Source organism: Paenibacillus sp. FSL R5-0341 (genome assembly GCF_037975235.1).
Taxonomy (GTDB): domain Bacteria; phylum Bacillota; class Bacilli; order Paenibacillales; family Paenibacillaceae; genus Paenibacillus; species Paenibacillus amylolyticus_A.
This window is the reverse complement of sequence record NZ_CP150241.1, coordinates 3,541,829-3,558,145: the sequence shown is the minus strand read 5'-3', so window position 1 is coordinate 3,558,145 and position 16,317 is coordinate 3,541,829. Positions and strand designations below refer to the sequence as shown.

The 16,317-nt window shown below is 46.2% G+C and carries 15 protein-coding genes; 11 read left to right on the top strand and 4 right to left on the bottom strand.

Annotation, left to right across the window (positions count from 1 at the left end; all coding sequences use genetic code 11):
• Window positions 1-15 precede the first annotated feature (15 nt).
• The 7 genes from MKX75_RS15840 (at window position 16) to MKX75_RS15810 (ending at window position 6,407) form a co-directional block, all read left to right on the top strand.
• Window positions 16-1,083 carry an NAD(P)-dependent alcohol dehydrogenase gene (locus MKX75_RS15840; RefSeq protein WP_076331663.1) on the top strand — a complete coding sequence of 356 codons (1,068 nt, stop codon included), beginning with the start codon at window positions 16-18 and terminating at the stop codon, window positions 1,081-1,083.
• Between the two features lie 186 nt (window positions 1,084-1,269).
• Window positions 1,270-1,518, top strand: a complete 249-nt coding sequence (locus MKX75_RS15835; RefSeq protein ID WP_017688214.1) for an HPr family phosphocarrier protein — start codon at window positions 1,270-1,272, stop codon at window positions 1,516-1,518.
• 145 nt (window positions 1,519-1,663) lie between these two features.
• On the top strand, window positions 1,664-1,915 hold the full coding sequence (locus tag MKX75_RS15830; RefSeq protein ID WP_062834756.1) for a type B 50S ribosomal protein L31: 252 nt from the start codon (window positions 1,664-1,666) through the stop codon (window positions 1,913-1,915).
• Between the two features lie 215 nt (window positions 1,916-2,130).
• On the top strand, window positions 2,131-2,436 hold the full coding sequence (locus tag MKX75_RS15825; protein ID WP_076331664.1) for a Dabb family protein: 306 nt from the start codon (window positions 2,131-2,133) through the stop codon (window positions 2,434-2,436).
• Window positions 2,437-2,585: 149 nt separating this feature from the next.
• Window positions 2,586-3,347, top strand: a complete 762-nt coding sequence (locus MKX75_RS15820) for an SDR family oxidoreductase (protein WP_076331665.1) — start codon at window positions 2,586-2,588, stop codon at window positions 3,345-3,347.
• A gap of 256 nt (window positions 3,348-3,603) precedes the next feature.
• The gene (gene poxB / locus MKX75_RS15815; protein ID WP_339165953.1) at window positions 3,604-5,331 is read left to right on the top strand and encodes a ubiquinone-dependent pyruvate dehydrogenase; all 1,728 of its coding nucleotides are present in this window, start codon (window positions 3,604-3,606) and stop codon (window positions 5,329-5,331) included.
• A gap of 320 nt (window positions 5,332-5,651) precedes the next feature.
• Complete coding sequence (locus tag MKX75_RS15810; protein WP_076331667.1) at window positions 5,652-6,407, top strand: SDR family NAD(P)-dependent oxidoreductase; 756 nt, start codon at window positions 5,652-5,654, stop codon at window positions 6,405-6,407.
• 109 nt (window positions 6,408-6,516) lie between these two features.
• On the opposite strand, the gene MKX75_RS15805 is transcribed toward MKX75_RS15810, so the two are convergent.
• From MKX75_RS15805 to MKX75_RS15790, 4 genes are all read right to left on the bottom strand, one after another.
• Window positions 6,517-7,701 (bottom strand): MFS transporter, encoded by a 1,185-nt coding sequence (locus MKX75_RS15805; RefSeq protein ID WP_076331668.1) that lies wholly within the window; start codon window positions 7,699-7,701, stop codon window positions 6,517-6,519.
• A 243-nt stretch (window positions 7,702-7,944) separates the two neighbouring features.
• Entirely contained in the window at window positions 7,945-8,229 is a 285-nt protein-coding gene (locus tag MKX75_RS15800) for a metalloregulator ArsR/SmtB family transcription factor (protein WP_083679514.1), read from the bottom strand.
• A 162-nt stretch (window positions 8,230-8,391) separates the two neighbouring features.
• Window positions 8,392-8,733 (bottom strand): ribosomal protein L7/L12, encoded by a 342-nt coding sequence (locus MKX75_RS15795; RefSeq protein ID WP_076331670.1) that lies wholly within the window; start codon window positions 8,731-8,733, stop codon window positions 8,392-8,394.
• Between the two features lie 40 nt (window positions 8,734-8,773).
• Window positions 8,774-9,973, bottom strand: coding sequence for a cytochrome P450 (locus tag MKX75_RS15790; RefSeq protein WP_076331671.1), 1,200 nt, complete (start codon window positions 9,971-9,973; stop codon window positions 8,774-8,776).
• 207 nt (window positions 9,974-10,180) lie between these two features.
• Between MKX75_RS15790 and MKX75_RS15785 the strand changes: the two genes are divergently transcribed.
• The 4 genes from MKX75_RS15785 (at window position 10,181) to MKX75_RS15770 (ending at window position 16,315) form a co-directional block, all read left to right on the top strand.
• A complete protein-coding gene (locus MKX75_RS15785) occupies window positions 10,181-11,158 on the top strand; it encodes an aldo/keto reductase (RefSeq protein ID WP_339170487.1) in 978 nt (325 codons plus the stop codon).
• Window positions 11,159-11,550: 392 nt separating this feature from the next.
• Complete coding sequence (locus MKX75_RS15780; RefSeq protein WP_339165952.1) at window positions 11,551-12,651, top strand: AAA family ATPase; 1,101 nt, start codon at window positions 11,551-11,553, stop codon at window positions 12,649-12,651.
• Window positions 12,639-15,107 (top strand): DUF5682 family protein, encoded by a 2,469-nt coding sequence (locus MKX75_RS15775; RefSeq protein WP_339165951.1) that lies wholly within the window; start codon window positions 12,639-12,641, stop codon window positions 15,105-15,107. The genes MKX75_RS15780 and MKX75_RS15775 overlap by 13 nt, the downstream gene beginning before the upstream one ends.
• A complete protein-coding gene (locus MKX75_RS15770; RefSeq protein ID WP_339165950.1) occupies window positions 15,092-16,315 on the top strand; it encodes a VWA domain-containing protein in 1,224 nt (407 codons plus the stop codon). The genes MKX75_RS15775 and MKX75_RS15770 overlap by 16 nt, the downstream gene beginning before the upstream one ends.
• Window positions 16,316-16,317: the final 2 nt, after the last annotated feature.

Sequence of the window (16,317 nt, the reverse complement as noted above, 5' to 3'; positions counted from 1 at the left end):
GAGGAGGAGATAGGTATGGGACAACATCAATTGCCCGAGACCATGAAAGCTGCTGTCATGACAGAGCCAGGACATATCATTATTGAGGAACAACCCGTCCCGCAACCGGCTGCAGATGAGGTGTTAATTCAAGTGATGGCTGTAGGGGTATGCGGATCGGATGTGCATTATTTTGAGCATGGACGCATCGGCAGATTTGTGGTGGAGAAACCGATCATTCTGGGACATGAGTGTGCGGGGATCATTGCTGCTGTGGGATCGAGCGTATCACGTTTGAAAACAGGGGATCGGGTTGCTATTGAACCTGGGGTGACTTGCGGACGTTGCACAGCATGCAAGGAAGGTCGATATAATCTCTGTCCGGATGTTCAGTTTCTGGCGACCCCTCCGGTGGACGGGGCATTTGTGCAATATATGGTGATACGTGAAGATATGGTGTTCCCGATTCCAGACCATCTGTCCTATGAGGAAGCGGCCATGAACGAGCCATTCTCCGTTGGGATTCACGCAGCTCGCCGGAGCAAGCTGGCTCCGGGTTCGACTCTTGCGATTATGGGGATGGGGCCCGTTGGACTGATGGCTGTTGCGGCTGCAAAATCATTTGGCGTAGAGAAGATCATCGTAACGGATCTGGAGGAAGTTAGGCTGGAAGCGGCTCGCCGCATGGGTGCCACCCATACCATTAATGTGCGGAATGAAGATGCGCTGGCTGTGATTCGTGAGTTAACAGGTGGTGTGGGTGTCGATACCGCATGGGAAACAGCGGGGAATCCGAAGGCGCTACAATCCGCTCTGTATTCACTTCGACGTGGAGGCAAGCTTGCGATTGTTGGCCTGCCGGCACAGGACGAGATTGCACTTAATGTTCCCTTTATCGCAGACAATGAAGTTGATATCTATGGTATATTCCGTTATGCCAACACGTATCCGGCAGGAATTCAGTTCCTGAGCTCCGGCCAGCATGACGTGATGTCTCTGATTACAGATCGTTATTCTCTGGAGGAGACACAGCAGGCGATGGAGCGTGCTTTGCACAATAAGAGTGGCAGTCTGAAGGTCATGGTATATCCGAACGGCAGATAGAACCATACTCGGAGAGTCCTGGAGTTCAGGACTCTTTTGTGATTTTTTTTCGGAAAATAAAGGGATAGACAAGCTCCCATAACATGGTATAATTCATGAAGATTTTAATATATAAAATGATACACACCTTTTAGGTGAACAAGTACTTAGCGAAAGGAACTGAAGGTTGTGAGAGTACATGAATTTATGATTCACGCTGATTTTCATCGGGATGATCTGATGTCGGTATCTTCTCAAGCGTCACGTTTTTCCTCGGATATTATTTTGTCGTATATGGAGTCTGAGCATGAACATCGAGTAGATGTCAAAAGCCTGCTTGGAATGGCGTTACTTCCCATTCGATATGGTAGTGTTGTCAGATTACAGACAAGAGGCAGGGATGAGCTGGAGGCACTGGAGTACATGCTGAATGTACTGGAGAAAGGGACGGCGTGACACCTGATTGGGTGCAAAAATCACAGAAATCATAATTTTTTTAGCTATTCCTCAAATCCTGCTGGTACTTTGTACAAAAAAAGAGTATAATAAAATTTAGTTTGATTCTAAAGAAGTACCCATATTAAAGGAGTGTAAATAGATTATGCCAAAAGTTGACATCCATCCAAAGACACAACTCGTAATTTTTTACGATGCAAGTGCTGATTTCAAATTCCTGAGTTCTTCCACGAAGTTCTCTAACGAAACTATGGAATGGGAAGACGGTAACTCTTACCCAGTAATCCGTGTGGACACTAGTTCCGCATCCCACCCGTTCTTCACTGGTAAACAAAGAAACGTGGATATCGGTGGCCGTGTTGATAAATTTAACCGTAAATACAACATCAACAAATAGTTTGACCATACATTACAAGAAAACCTCGGGATTCGTCCTGAGGTTTTTTTGTGTACATATTCAGGGTAAAGGCTTTTGAATTTTACTTGAAATTAATATTTGTGACTAGAAATATCCACTTCATTAAAAATTAATTCAACCAATTATTGCGCTTACAACACATTCGGATGTACACTAGGAAACAGAGTAAGAACATATTGGAGGAGGAAATAGAGATGAGCAGCATCACACATATGGTAACGTTTACACTTTACGCAGGTAAGGATACACCGGAGGCGGAAGCCTTTTTGAAGGAAAGTTCAGACGCACTTGCAGTCATTCCTGGCGTAGAGCAGTTTCAGGTTCTGAGACAGGTAAGTGAGAAAAATGAGTTCGATTATAGCTTCTCGATGGTCTTTGCCGATCAGGCTGCGTATGATGCATACAACAATCATCCGGTTCACCGTCAATATGTAGAAGAGCGTTGGGAAAAGGAAGTCAGTCGCTTCCAGGAAATTGATCTCATTCAACATGATAAATAATCATACCTCATAGAGGATCTAAGTTTGAACTGACATATACAGCATTGAATAATGCTGTATATCCCTCTAGATGAAGTCAATTCGTGTTGAGAAACAGACAAAGTCGAAATCGTTTTCGGTGAAATGAATTTAAGGAGGTATTCGCTGTTATGCAATTGGATCTCACAGGAAAAACGGCTCTGGTTACAGGCGCAACCGGTCAACTGGGGAGAGTAATTGCCCGCACGTTGGCAGCCTGTGGCGCCAATCTGGCTCTACATTACATAAATAATGATACGAAGGCTCGTGAGCTTCAGGGTGAGATTGAAGCACTCGGTCGTCAGGCTGTTATTGTACAGGGAGATATTACGAAGCAGGATACGGCATTTCGGATGCGTGATGAGATTCAGTCTGTCCTCGGCGGAGTGGATATCGTTGTTGCCAATGCGGTCATTCAATATGAATGGACAACAGTGTTGGAGCAGTCGCCTGAAGATTATTTGAGCCAGTTCGAATCTTGTGTCATGCAGAGTGTATATCTTGCCAAAGCTTTCATTCCTCATATGCAAAACGTCAGAGCCGGTCGCTTCATTGGCATCAATACAGAATGTGCGATGCAAAATTTCGCTCACCAGTCTGCTTACACCGCTGGTAAGCGTGGAATGGATGGTGTATATCGAGTGCTTGCCAAAGAGGTTGGCGAGTATCAGATTACCGTGAACCAGGTTGCACCTGGATGGACGATTAGTGAACGTGATCGCTCCAGTGAGCCTGGGCATGATGAGGCATATACGCGTACTGTGCCGCTGAAGCGCAGGGGTGAAGATCAGGAAATCGCCAATGCGGTGGTTTTTCTCGCTTCGGATCTGTCCTCATTTATCACGGGTGCCTATATCCCTGTAAGTGGTGGTAATGTTATGCCTGCCATTTAGAGTACTCTGTGGATTCAGGAATTCAGATGAAATACGAATCAATCTAGTTTAATCGTAATCCGTTTGTCATTCGACAAGCGGATTTTTTGGCATTTTGCTAACAGTAAAATAACGATTGAAGGGCAGGCTTTTCGTTTCATATATCCAGAGATACATATAATTTGGTTCGGGTTTGAGAAGATTGGGGTATAAGAATAGGTATATTACCAGAGTGGAAACATAATCAAAATGAGCAATTAAAGGAGACCCATCAATTATGAAAAAAACAGTCGCGGACGTTCTGGTTGAATCTTTATTGAACGCTGGCATCAAACGCATATATGGCATTGTGGGAGACTCCTTGAATGCAGTACTCGACTCCATCCGTCGTTCGGGCAAGATCGAGTGGATTCATGTACGACATGAAGAAGTGGCGGCATTTGCTGCTGGGGCAGACGCTGAGGTCAGTGGTAGTATCGCTGTCTGCGCTGGTAGCAGTGGCCCTGGTAACATGCATCTGATTAACGGTCTGTACGATTGTCACCGCAACCGTGTTCCTGTACTCGCTATCGCTGCACATATCCCAAGTGATGAGATTGGCAGTGAATATTTCCAGGCGACACATCCCGAGTATCTGTTCCAGGAATGCAGTGATTACTGTGAAGTGATTACGACAGCGAAACAGATGCCGCGTTCCCTCACGATGGCCATCCAGACAGCAGTCGCACGTTCAGGTGTGTCTGTCGTTGTATTGCCGGGGGATGTAGCAGGACTTGAAGCAGCGGATCTGCCTGTGCCTGAGCATGTGTATCATGCGACCAATCCCGTGGTACATCCATCTGAGCCGGAAATCGTGAAACTGGCGGAATATCTGAATCAAGGTAAAAAAATTACGTTGTTGTGCGGTGCAGGCTGCGCGGGCGCTCGAGAACCCCTCATGCAGCTCTGCGATCGGTTAAAATCTCCAATGGTCATTGCGTTACGAGGCAAGGAATATTTGGAGTATGACAACCCCTATTCCGTAGGCCTTACGGGTCTAATCGGGTATTCATCCGGTTATCATGCCATGATGGACTGTGATGTACTACTGATGCTGGGAACGGATTTCCCATATCGTCAATTCTATCCCGAAGATGCGAAAGTCCTTCAGGTCGACATTCAATCTTCCCATCTGGGTCGGCGCACGAAGCTGGATTATGGCGTATGTGGGGATGTGAAAGCGACCATTGAAACGTTGCTTCCTTATCTGACAGAAGAACACAGTGACAAACATCTGCGTAAAAGTGTGGACCGTTATGTGAAAGTACGCAAAGATCTGGACGAGCTGGCCGTTGGCAAACCGGGTAAAAAGCCCATCCATCCGCAGTACCTGACCAAGGTCATTAGTGATGCCGCAGCAGAAAATGCAATCTTCACCTGTGATGTCGGTACTCCGACAGTATGGGCGGCACGTTATATCGAGATGTCTCGCAATCGCAGACTGCTCGGTTCATTCAGTCACGGTACGATGGCAAACGCTTTGCCACAGGCGATTGGCGCCCAGGTCGCTGATCCGGGCAGACAAGTCATCTCGTTGTCCGGTGATGGTGGTATTACGATGTTGATGGGTGATCTGTTGACATTGAAACAGCATAATCTGCCAATTAAAGTTGTAGTGTTTAATAATGGAGCACTCGGTTTTGTTGAGCTGGAGATGAAAGCTGCCGGATTCCTAGAGTCGGGAACAGAGCTTGTGAATCCTAACTTTGCGATGGGTGCTCAAGCCATGGGCATGGAAGGTATTCGGGTTGAGGATCCGGATGAACTGGAAGGGGCTGTGCAGCGTGCGCTTCAGCATGATGGTCCTGTGCTGATTGACGTGGTGGTGAATCGTCAGGAATTGTCCTTACCTCCGAAGATCGATATCAAACAGGCGGAAGGATTCACGCTATGGATGATGAAAGCCGTGCTGAATGGACGCGGAGACGAGATAATTGAATTGGCCAAAACGAATTTGCTAAGATAGGTGCTTCGATAAGCGGAGTTGCACCGTGTGAAGTTGTTAAGATAATCGACGTAAATAGCGTCTAGCATCCAAAGGAGGAGCAGGCAGAAGTCATTATTGTTGTCTACTCCTCCAACTTCGTGCTGAATGTGTGATATATGATATAGTATGAATCCATATTATATGAATTGTTTTTATGTCGAAAGTCTATTAGAATAGGTAAAGTCAGGAAGGTTTTATGCCATTTTTGACTTACATATTGCATCATTACATGTACGAAGTTTCATATCGTATTCATCGATCCAATCACAAGATGACACACACACATGGAGGAGATCAACATGAGTCACGCAGGAAAAGTAGCCATTATTACTGGAGCAGGAAGTGGATTGGGCCAAGCAGCAGCACTGAAGCTGGCTGAGAAAGGTGCAACCATTGTTGTCGTGGATCTTGTCGAAGAGACAGGCCTTGAAACGGTTAAGCAGATTGAGAAGCTGGGAAGTAAAGCCATTTTTGTACAAGCAGATGTGAGTAAAGCACCTGAAGTTGAGAATTACGTGAAAAAAGCAGTCGAAGAGTTCGGACGAATCGACATGTTCTTTAATAATGCAGGTATTGCAGGTCCTGGGATCAAGTTAATCGAACATACAATCGAGCAGTTTGACCAGATTATTGATATCAACCTGAGAAGTGTATTCTACGGGTTGAAGTACGTGATTACAGAAATGCTCAAAACAGGTGGGGGTTCCATTCTGAACACAGCCTCCACAGCCGGTATTGTTGGTGTACCCGCAGTTGCACCTTACGCTGCGACCAAACATGGCGTGGTGGGCTTGACCCGTACAGCTGCGATTGAATATGGCAAGGACAACATTCGTGTAAATGCGATTGCGCCAGGTACCATTGAGACACCTATGGTTGTTCAGTTCGGTAAAGACAACCCTGAAGTGTTCAAGGCGACCGTTGACAGCATTCCATCTGGACGTCTGGGCAGACCAGAAGAGATCGCGAACCTGGTTTCCTTCCTACTGGGTGATGAAGCGCCATATATCAATGGTGCAGTATATCCGATTGATGGTGCCGTTACAGCCCAATAAGAGTTCTGCTTATCGGTAAAAGAACAGCCGTTAAAATGGTTAAAGAGAGGTCACTGTATGCGTACAGTGCCTCTCTTTTTAGTTTGTTTTTTTGTACTACAAACTCATATCAGGCAACGTTATGCGATGTATCGGTTTGTGTACTTTTCGCAGGTGCTGAACGATATGAGCTTATAACGATGATGATGGCAACAGCGACCCCGACAGCTCCAATCCAGGTAATGGATGACAATGAAACGCTACTGACCGCGATTCCGCCAATACCTGCTCCGGCAGCCATCGCCAGTTGCATCACCGAGCTGTTCAGACTAAGCATAATGCCTGAGGATTCCGGAGCCATGGTGACAAGGTTATACTGCTGAGTTGGACCCGAAGACCAGGCGGCAAAAGACCACAAAACCAGAACTAGGAAGATAGCAAGATGAGAGCTTGCCGTTATATTCAACAGGACCAGACTCACGATATGCAGTGTCATGCCTGTGACCAGCGTTCGTTTGACACCCAATCTGTCCGCACTGAAGCCTCCAACTTTTGAACCGATCAGACTTGCTATGCCAAATGCGAGTAAAGCTGAACTGAGCAGTGCTTCGCTCATTCCTGCGACGGATACAAGATAAGGTGAGATATACGTGTAGGCAGTGGAATACCCACCTAACCAGAAAAAGGTCACCAGCAGTGCCAAAACAATTCGTGGCTGCTTTAGCAAAGACAGTTGGTTCTTCAATGGAACAGGTGCTTCTGCTTTGGAAGGCGGAATGGCGGCCGCGATCACCAGCATGGCGAGAACGCCAAGAACGGCTATGCCGGCAAAAACAAGCTTCCAATCCCAAGATGCAGCCACAAGCCTTCCAAGCGGAACGCCAACAATCAAAGAAGCCGTAAAACCAGTGATTACTGTGGCGATTGCACTAGCTTGTTTGCCCTCAGCCGCTATTTGGGAAGCAACCGTTAATGCCGTGACAACAACAACGCCCGCGCCTAAAGCCATCAAGACACGTGCTGCGACGAACAGTCCATAACCCGGCAACAGATAGGCAAGAACATTAGCCACAACGAATAGACCGAGGAAGTATAGCAACAGCTTACGACGGTCCCAGCGCGAAGTCAGTGCAATAATGACAGGTGTACCTAGCGCATATACGAGTGAAAAAATCGTAATGAGCTGTCCGGCAGCGATTAAAGAGATATTCATGGTATCTGCAATGCGATCCAAAATGCCGGCAATGACATATTCGGACGTTCCTACAAGGAAACTGACCAAGGCAAGAACATAGATTTTAAACGTAGAAGACATGGAAACATAACCTCTTTCTGATTATAATTAGATATTTTTAGAAATATAGAAATAAAGACAAGAGAACAAGACATAAATACTGTGAATGCAACCCATCTGCGCGAAAGGTAAAGTTACAACCGAGATAATGAATTTTGGTATAAGCGTAAACTTATGTGACCGAGTTCTATTATGAAATATTGTACAATGTATTGCATAATATTTCGATATTTCTAATTATATAGAAATATAACTCAAATTTTTTTATTTATTTAGCAGATAGGGAACAAACTTTTGCGCAGTCTCCGTGTTCAGGCTGTAGTAAATATACGTACCTTTCTTCTGCGATGTAAGTAGGCCGCAATCGTACAGCTGTTTCAGATGATGAGACAGAGTCGATAGCGCAACCGTAACAAGGCGGCTCTCCAGATCGGCAGGACACAGATTGCTTTCGCTCGATAGAATCTGAATGATTTTGTAGCGTGTTTGCTCACCCAGTGCTTTATGAATTTTGACGACTTGTTCGAGTTCATTTGAGTTAGGTTGCATGATAATCTGTCCTTTCGTCTTTATTTCTTATTTCTAGTAATATAGAAATAACAGTAGCATATGTCGTATGAAAAGTAAACTCTCGGTGAAGGTTCCACCTTTCTTCTGATTTAACAGCCGAAAGTCTGGAATAACTTCCTCGAGAGTTATGTGGGTTGTAGATTAGCGATCTAGGGAATCAACATAGTCCTTGGCTTCCTTCAACGAAAGACCTCGGGCTTCACGCAATCGTTTGATTGCCATAATTTTTTTTCCTTGTTGTATAAGTGCAATTAGCTCCTGATCCAGATCCGTTGGGGCTGGTTGGCTTGTGTGGGCAGGGGGTGCTTCCTTTGGCGATAATGTGTAATTGAAGTCAGAGCGGGCGCTGCTGATCGTACCGTTCTCCAGACGCTCGACATCTCTTTTCAATTCATTCAATTGACGTTGCAGGCTGGTGACTCTGACCAGTAACACAAGGATCAGAAGCAGCAAAACGATCCATACCAAGGTGTTCATTTCCATGATGTCATGTGCCTCACTTTCATTTATTCATGTTAAGCCATTATTTAAGCTGAACCGGGATCTCCTTGACACCACGCACGATCATGCCGGGTCTCCATTCGAGTTCATTCACGTCAGCCTGTAGCTGCATATTGGGAAAACGATTCAGAAGTGTACTGACTGCAATCTCGCCTTCCAGACGTGCAAGCGGTGCCCCGAGACAGAGGTGAATGCCTGTGCCAAAAGCCAGATGTGAACTCTTCTCGCGGGTAATGTCAAAGACATCAGCATCCTTGAACTGCTGTTCGTCCCGATTAGCCGAATCAAGCGCAACGATGACAAGTTCACCTTGAGCGATATGCTGTCCACGAAATTCGATATCTTCCAGAGCCCAGCGGGACGTACTGAACTCTACCGGCCCGTTATAGCGCAACATCTCTTCAATGGCCTTGTGAATAAGCTCGGGCTGCTTAATGAGCAGTTCGCGTTGCTCCGGATGCTCCAGCAGGGCAAGAATTCCATTGCCGATGAGATTAACCGTCGTTTCGTGGCCCGCGATGATTAACAAGGAGACTACGCCAAGCAGTTCTTGTTCAGTCAACTGCTGCCCGGACTCTTCTGCAATGACGAGCTGGCTGATCAGATCAGTACCGGGATCTTTGCGTACTTTTTCGAACCAGGCCGTCAGGTAATCCGTAAACTCCTTTGTATGCTGCTCAAACAGTTCTGCGCTCTCGGCGGTGGTAGCATCAATTACCGTATTGGACCACATGCGGAATTTGTCACGATCTTCAAGAGGGACTCCCAGAATTTCACTAATGACAATGATGGGCAGCGGGAAGGCAAAGTCATCGATCAGATTCATTTTTTCCTGTGACGGAAGGTTGTCCAGTAGATCATCTGCAATGTCCTGAATATGGCTTCTCATGTCTGCAATCAACTTAGGGGTGAATGCTTTCTGTACAAGTCCCCGAAGTCGGCGATGATCTGGTGGATCGGAGAACAGCATGTTATTGACAAAGATACTTTGATTTTCAGGGCCATAACGTTTGGCGATATCCTTAGTGAAACGTTGATCTTTCAGAATCTGGACCGCGTCTTCATATCGGGTAATAATCCAGCCGAACTCCCCATGGGGAAACATGACTCTGAAAACAGGCTCCTCTTTTCTTAACTTTTCATAAACCGGGTAAGGGTTGTGCGTGAATTCTTTGGTAAAAAACGCTGGCTTTGAGGATTCGTTCGGTTCATTCGGGTTCAAATGCAAAATCTCCTCTCATATTCCTGCATAATACTTGCACCTTCTATATATTCAATACAGCAGCTTTTGAAACCTTGTTTTTGATTCACATAATAGATGAGAGTTATGGTGGATGTTGGAGCAGGAAAATAGAGGAAGTTAGAAGAAGACATGTAGAGAGAATGGATCATTATGCTTCGAAAAAAAGAAAATGAGGTGAATGCTGATATGTCATACGCACAACTTCCATTGCATCACCACCAGATTCCGGCAAGTCGAATGGTTCTTGGCTGTATGCGATTTGGGGGTGAATGGGACGGTCTTCCTATTACTTCAGATCTTGTTGTGGAAGGTCATCGGGCGGTAGAAGCTGCTATCGAAATAGGCATTAATCATTTTGATCTGGCGGATATATATACACGCGGTAAGGCAGAGCATGTCTTGGGGCGAGTTTTATCTGAAACTCCTGGTTTGCGTGAACAGATCATTATACAGTCGAAGTGTGGTATACGCCTTGTGGGTGATGATGAAGGACCTCAGCGTTATGACACCTCAGGTGTACATATCCTGGAGAGTGTGGACGGGATTCTGGAACGGCTCGGCATTGATTATCTGGATATTTTACTGCTGCACCGTCCTGATCCGCTCGCCCATCCGCAAGAGATTGGGGAAGCACTGGCTAGGTTGCATCATTCCGGTAAAGTGCGCCATTTTGGTGTGTCCAACATGGGTTCTGAACAGATTCGTCTTCTACAGCTCCATAGTAAAGTACCTCTGATTGTGAATCAGTTGGAGATGAGTTTGGATAAAATCGGATTCGTGGAAGCTGGTGTTACGGTGAATAGACCCCAAGCCAGAGACAATGTGTTTCCCTATGGCACGATGGAATATTGTCAGGCAGAGCATATTCAATTGCAAGCTTGGGGTCCCCTTGCTCAAGGGCGATTTACTGGCAGGGTGGTTGAGGGACAGCGTCCTGAAATTGACCATACGGCTCAATTGGTTAATCGAATGGCTAAGGAGCGTGGTTTTACACCTGAATCAATCGTATTGGCTTGGTTAATGAAGCATCCAGCAGGTATTCAGCCCGTGATTGGTTCGATTCGACCAGAACGTATTCTGGCCTGTCGTGACGCGACAAAGGTTGAGCTAAACCGATATGAGTGGTACGAGCTGTACTCAGCTTCGTGTGGTCGCAGAATGTAAGTAGGGATGTTGGACAGTGGATAGTAAATTGAACATATAAGAAGACACAGGCTGCTGGTGGCCTGTGTTTTCTTTGCGATATTCTCTTCATGTGGTTGAAACACAATATGGAGCGTGTAATGATTCATAAGGTCATATGGTCTACAATACGAATACATTTGTAATAAGCATACTGATTCGGAGCCCAAACCAGTGTATTGGCAGCACGATTGTAAGGATAGTTCACCTTCATATTTGTGCTAGAGGCTATGTCCATGGACTTAGGAAAAGTGCCGATAAGAAGGACGTTTCAACCATTTTTATCGTTTTACCGGGTAGTTGTTGGAGTGCTGTGATAAAATGATAGGAATAAGAACATACGATCTGTTTGTGTGAGAGGAGACACCTTGACGATGGAGATGCTTAAACCACCCGCCGAGATATTATACGAGGTTGAGTTACGTGCGCTGCGAGAGGAAGATCAGGGGAAACGTCCCCCAAACTGGCTGTTATCTCCTGCCTATGTGCGCGATTTTATTATTGGCAGAGATAAGCCTGCGTTATTGAATGGAGAAGAGATCCCGATTACCCGTAAATTCTATGGCAATGACGTGTTAATAGAACGTGCCGTGGTCACTCTGGCAGGCAATCGAGGGTTAATGCTTGTGGGAGAACCCGGAACAGCCAAGACCATGCTTAGCGAACTGTTGACCGCGGCGATCTCTGGAACCAGTCTGAACACGATTCAGGGTACAGCAGGCACGACGGAAGATATGATCAAGTATTCATGGAATTACGCCATGCTGCTCGATAAAGGTCCTTCGGAAGCTGCGCTTGTGCCATCGCCACTATATAACGGCATGAAGAAAGGCATTTTAACCCGTTTTGAAGAGATTACACGTTGTCCCGCTGAAGCGCAGGATAGTCTGATCAGTATTCTTAGTGACAAGGTCATGAGCATTCCTGAACTGGACGGTGGTGTACGGTTTGCCCAACCGGGATTTAATGTCATTGCTACAGCCAATATTCGGGATAAAGGTGTTAACGAAATGAGCGGTGCCTTGAAACGACGATTCAATTTCGAAATGATCAAGCCCATTCATAACGTGAAGATGGAAGCCAAAATCATTGAATCCCAGGCACGAAGCCTGTTATTACATAGTGGAATTGATATTGAAATTAACCCGGATGTGGTTGAATTGCTGGCTACAACATTTATGGAACTGCGCACTGGCATGACACGGGAAGGATACAAGCTCGACACCCCTCAAGCAGCCATGAGCACGGCAGAAGCGGTGTCTGTCTATGTCCAGAGTGCGATGACTTCCTATTATTACGAAGATAAGGCTATTGCGCTGGATCGGTTGGTGCAGAACATGCTGGGTACCATTGCGAAGGAAAACGACAAGGATCTGTCCATTCTCAAAACCTACTTCTCCAAGGTCGTGAAAGAGCGTTCCAGGGAAGAGGGAATGTGGAAGGACTATTATGAGGAGAGAAAATGGATCGGTTAACAGCAGTACTGGACCCCGATGTTGATCAGTTACAATCCTTGTTCGAGTCCCAGGTGTATAACCTGAGTAATCCTGCGGTCTATTATCCAATACGACACCATAGCCCTGCATGTTCATATCACTTGTTACGATTAATCGGGGAGTACAAGCCGGATATCATCCTGATCGAAGGACCAGAGAGCGGTAATCCATTAATTTCGGTGCTGAGTGATGAAGCAACCATACCTCCTGTCAGTCTGTACTATACCTATGAGAGTGAACTGGAGAGAGAAGCCTGCTATTATCCGATGCTTCGTTATTCACCTGAATATGTCGCTTTGAAAGAAGCAAAACGCCTGGACATTCCAGCAAAGTTTATTGACCTGGACTATCGTCACTTCTCCACTCTTGCATCCAAGTCCGGTCAGACAGAACAAAAGGAGATCTCCATCCAGGACGAGACCTTGCTTGCGGGGTCTGACTTCATTAATCGGTTGTGTCAAAAAACAAACTGTCGCAGTTTTGATGAATTGTGGGAAAAGGTGTTTGAGATTGGCGGTCTGGAGAAATCCACTCGGGCGTTCGTGCAGGATGTATTCACGTATTGTACGTTATCCCGAGTGTGCTATTCCACGGAACGATTACAGTCTTCAGGTGATCTGGCACGAGAAGCACATATGAAACAACGTATTAATCAAGCGGTACAAGAGTATGATCGTGTGCTTGTCATTACCGGTGGATTTCATACGTATGGACTGTTGATGTCAGAGAAACATGAATCCGAATTGGAACAGCCGGAAATGGAGAAACAGCATGCATACCAACGTTTGGTTGGACGAGGTGAACCAGGTACGTCTCAACAAAGTGCAGTTGATCCAGATCCGGTTCACCAACAAATGTACCCGATGGTCTATACCTTTGCTGAAACGGATCGGCTCAATGGATATGCGAGCGGCATGCCTTATGTGAATTATTACGATCAGATCTGGAACCAGCTACTTCGCAAAAAGAGTACACCGTATAATCTAACGGCTCTGGACTTGTTATCCCGACTGATGCGCAAATTACGGGACGGACACGAACATGTATCAACGAGTGATGCGATTGAGGCGTACAGCATGATTCAGGGTCTTGCCGGGCTTCGTGGGAAAAGGGAAGGCGGCGTCTATGAGTTGATGGATGCAGCACTTTCTTCCTTTGTGAAGGGGGAACTTACCCTAGCGACCGATAAACCGCTGCAAGAGCTTCAGCAGTTATTGACAGGAGACGTCATTGGAAGTGTGGCTCCCAATTCATTCAGTATTCCCATCGTGGAGGACTTCAAGGTGCGCTGTACAGGACACAAACTGCAGATCCGCACAACAGGACAACACAAGAAAGTACTGGATTTGTATGCGAAACCGGAGCACCGTCACATAAGTCAATTGATTCAGTGTATCACGTATCTGGTTCCGGAATTCGCTAAACGGCAATCCGGGCCGGACTGGATTGCAGAACGTGACATGAATCTCGTACGCGAAACCTGGGTTTATATGTACTCATCCCGCATTGAAGCCAGATTGATAGAGAACTCTCTCTATGGCGGAACGCTTGCTGGAGCGGCTACACGCAAAATGGAAGAACAAATGCAAGAAATACCGGATCATCATAGTGGTGAACTTGCCCGACTCATGCTTCAAGCGTTGCTCATGGGGCTTCAGGACACAGCGATGAAACTCTATGAACAGGTGCGCTCAGCACTGAGAACCGACGGGAATTTCCTTTCCTTATGTAATAGTCTGCATGTCTTGAACCGAATTCATCAGCACCGCAGGCTACTGGGATTATCTGACGAGCAACATCTCCCTGAGCTGGTATCCGAGGCTTACAGGAATGCCGTAGACAAGCTGTTACAGCTCTCCAGAGCCAACACGGATGAACATGAAGCCATTATTCAGGGATTGAAACTACTAGCCATGCTCGCGGAGTCATCAGAGGAGCATTTTCAGGATGAGACATTCCGAATTCACCTGAATGAACTGCTGTCTGATCACCAGCTTCCGGCTCAGCTGGAAGGTGTGTGTGTTGCTATTTCCTCAGGGCTCGGCGACAGGCCTAGGGAAGAGATTGTTGATCGTGCACGTGGGTATATCCATGGTACACCGGATCAGACCCGTCAAACGGCACTTTTTTTACAGGGAGTATTCTCTGTAGCACGTGACGCTTTTTTATATGAAGATCAGCTGTTGTCCGAGTTGAATTATTTGATAGAAAAGCTATCATACGACGACTTCATCAGTATGGTACCGGAATTGCGGTTGGCATTCACCTATTTTACACCAATGGAAACAGGCTTAATTGCTGAGCGGGTGGCGAGTCTGCATCAGGTTGAACCGGAAGAGATGTTAAGGCCTGCGGTCGATGAACAGATGCTGATTCAATCCAAAGCATGGGATGAAGCGCTTCGAAAGGAGTTTGCCGCATGGAAGCTAATATGAATGAAGCGAATCGGATAACGGAAGAAACCGGAGAAACGGACAAAACTTCCAATCCGGATGGAAGCAACCGAGGAGATCATCATTCTACTGAAACCTTGAATCGATGGCGTCTGATTCTCGGTGAATCCGCCGAAGAAGGGTTGTGTAATACAGATCAATACACTTCGGGTGAATTTCAATATACGGAAATGGATGAGATTCTGGGTTATCTGTATAACCGTGAGTACGGTGAAGAACAAGGTTACCGAAAAGAGGGAGGACGCGGTGCATCTAACCTGACTGTACCGAAATGGTTGCACAAAGTCAGGGACCTATTTCCCAAACCAACAGTAGAAATATTGGAGAAACAGGCGCTTGACCGCTATGGTCTGACAGAATTATTAACGGACAAAAAGTTGCTTGAATCCCTTGAACCCAACATGAATCTGCTCAAGAACATTATGCAATTCAAAGGACGGATGAAGGGTGAGGTGTTAAAGAGCGCCAAGGAGATCGTACGAACCGTAGTTGAGGAGCTGCGCAGCAAGCTGGAATCTCAGACCCGAGCCAGTATCATGGGCAAACGCAGTCGCTATACCTCGAGTTCAGTACGATCCTTACGCAATCTGAATTTCAAGCGAACCATCACCAAGAACCTGAAGAATTACGATAAAAACAAGCGCAGGTTTGTAATTGATCGTCTGTATTTCGATGGGAGTATACAGCCCCATAACAAGTGGAACATCATCATTGGTGTTGACGAAAGTGGCAGTATGCTGGATTCAGTCATCTACAGTTCGGTAATGGCGAGCATCTTCTATCGCTTAAATGCGCTACGTACGAAATTATTCATATTTGATACGCAAGTTGTTGATCTGAGCGACAGGCTGGAAGACCCCGTAGATGTGCTCATGAATGTACAGCTCGGCGGGGGAACACATATTACCAAAGCGTTGCGTTATGGCGAGACGCTAATCGATAATCCGGGCAAAACCATCTTTATTCTGGTCAGTGATCTGGAGGAAGGTTACCCGATTGCGCAGATGTACAAAGCCTGTAAAGATATCATCGATGCAGGATGCAAGCTACTGGTTCTCACCGCACTCGATTTTAACGGGGATTCAGTCTATAACAAACATGCAGCACAGACCTTAACGAATATGGGCGCTCATGTAGCAGCAATTACCCCAAACGAGTTGGCAGATTGGATTGGCGAGATCATCACTTAAAT

What these genes read in the sequence shown, in the direction of transcription:
- MKX75_RS15840 (WP_076331663.1), top strand. Translation starts at nt 16, where the DNA reads ATGGGACAACATCAATTGCCCGAGACCATGAAAGCTGCTGTCATGACA.
- MKX75_RS15835 (WP_017688214.1), top strand. Translation starts at nt 1,270, where the DNA reads ATGATTCACGCTGATTTTCATCGGGATGATCTGATGTCGGTATCTTCT.
- MKX75_RS15830 (WP_062834756.1), top strand. Translation starts at nt 1,664, where the DNA reads ATGCCAAAAGTTGACATCCATCCAAAGACACAACTCGTAATTTTTTAC.
- MKX75_RS15825 (WP_076331664.1), top strand. Translation starts at nt 2,131, where the DNA reads ATGAGCAGCATCACACATATGGTAACGTTTACACTTTACGCAGGTAAG.
- MKX75_RS15820 (WP_076331665.1), top strand. Translation starts at nt 2,586, where the DNA reads ATGCAATTGGATCTCACAGGAAAAACGGCTCTGGTTACAGGCGCAACC.
- poxB (WP_339165953.1), top strand. Translation starts at nt 3,604, where the DNA reads ATGAAAAAAACAGTCGCGGACGTTCTGGTTGAATCTTTATTGAACGCT.
- MKX75_RS15810 (WP_076331667.1), top strand. Translation starts at nt 5,652, where the DNA reads ATGAGTCACGCAGGAAAAGTAGCCATTATTACTGGAGCAGGAAGTGGA.
- MKX75_RS15805 (WP_076331668.1), bottom strand. Translation starts at nt 7,701, where the DNA reads ATGTCTTCTACGTTTAAAATCTATGTTCTTGCCTTGGTCAGTTTCCTT.
- MKX75_RS15800 (WP_083679514.1), bottom strand. Translation starts at nt 8,229, where the DNA reads ATGCAACCTAACTCAAATGAACTCGAACAAGTCGTCAAAATTCATAAA.
- MKX75_RS15795 (WP_076331670.1), bottom strand. Translation starts at nt 8,733, where the DNA reads ATGGAAATGAACACCTTGGTATGGATCGTTTTGCTGCTTCTGATCCTT.
- MKX75_RS15785 (WP_339170487.1), top strand. Translation starts at nt 10,181, where the DNA reads ATGTCATACGCACAACTTCCATTGCATCACCACCAGATTCCGGCAAGT.
- MKX75_RS15780 (WP_339165952.1), top strand. Translation starts at nt 11,551, where the DNA reads ATGGAGATGCTTAAACCACCCGCCGAGATATTATACGAGGTTGAGTTA.
- MKX75_RS15775 (WP_339165951.1), top strand. Translation starts at nt 12,639, where the DNA reads ATGGATCGGTTAACAGCAGTACTGGACCCCGATGTTGATCAGTTACAA.
- MKX75_RS15770 (WP_339165950.1), top strand. Translation starts at nt 15,092, where the DNA reads ATGGAAGCTAATATGAATGAAGCGAATCGGATAACGGAAGAAACCGGA.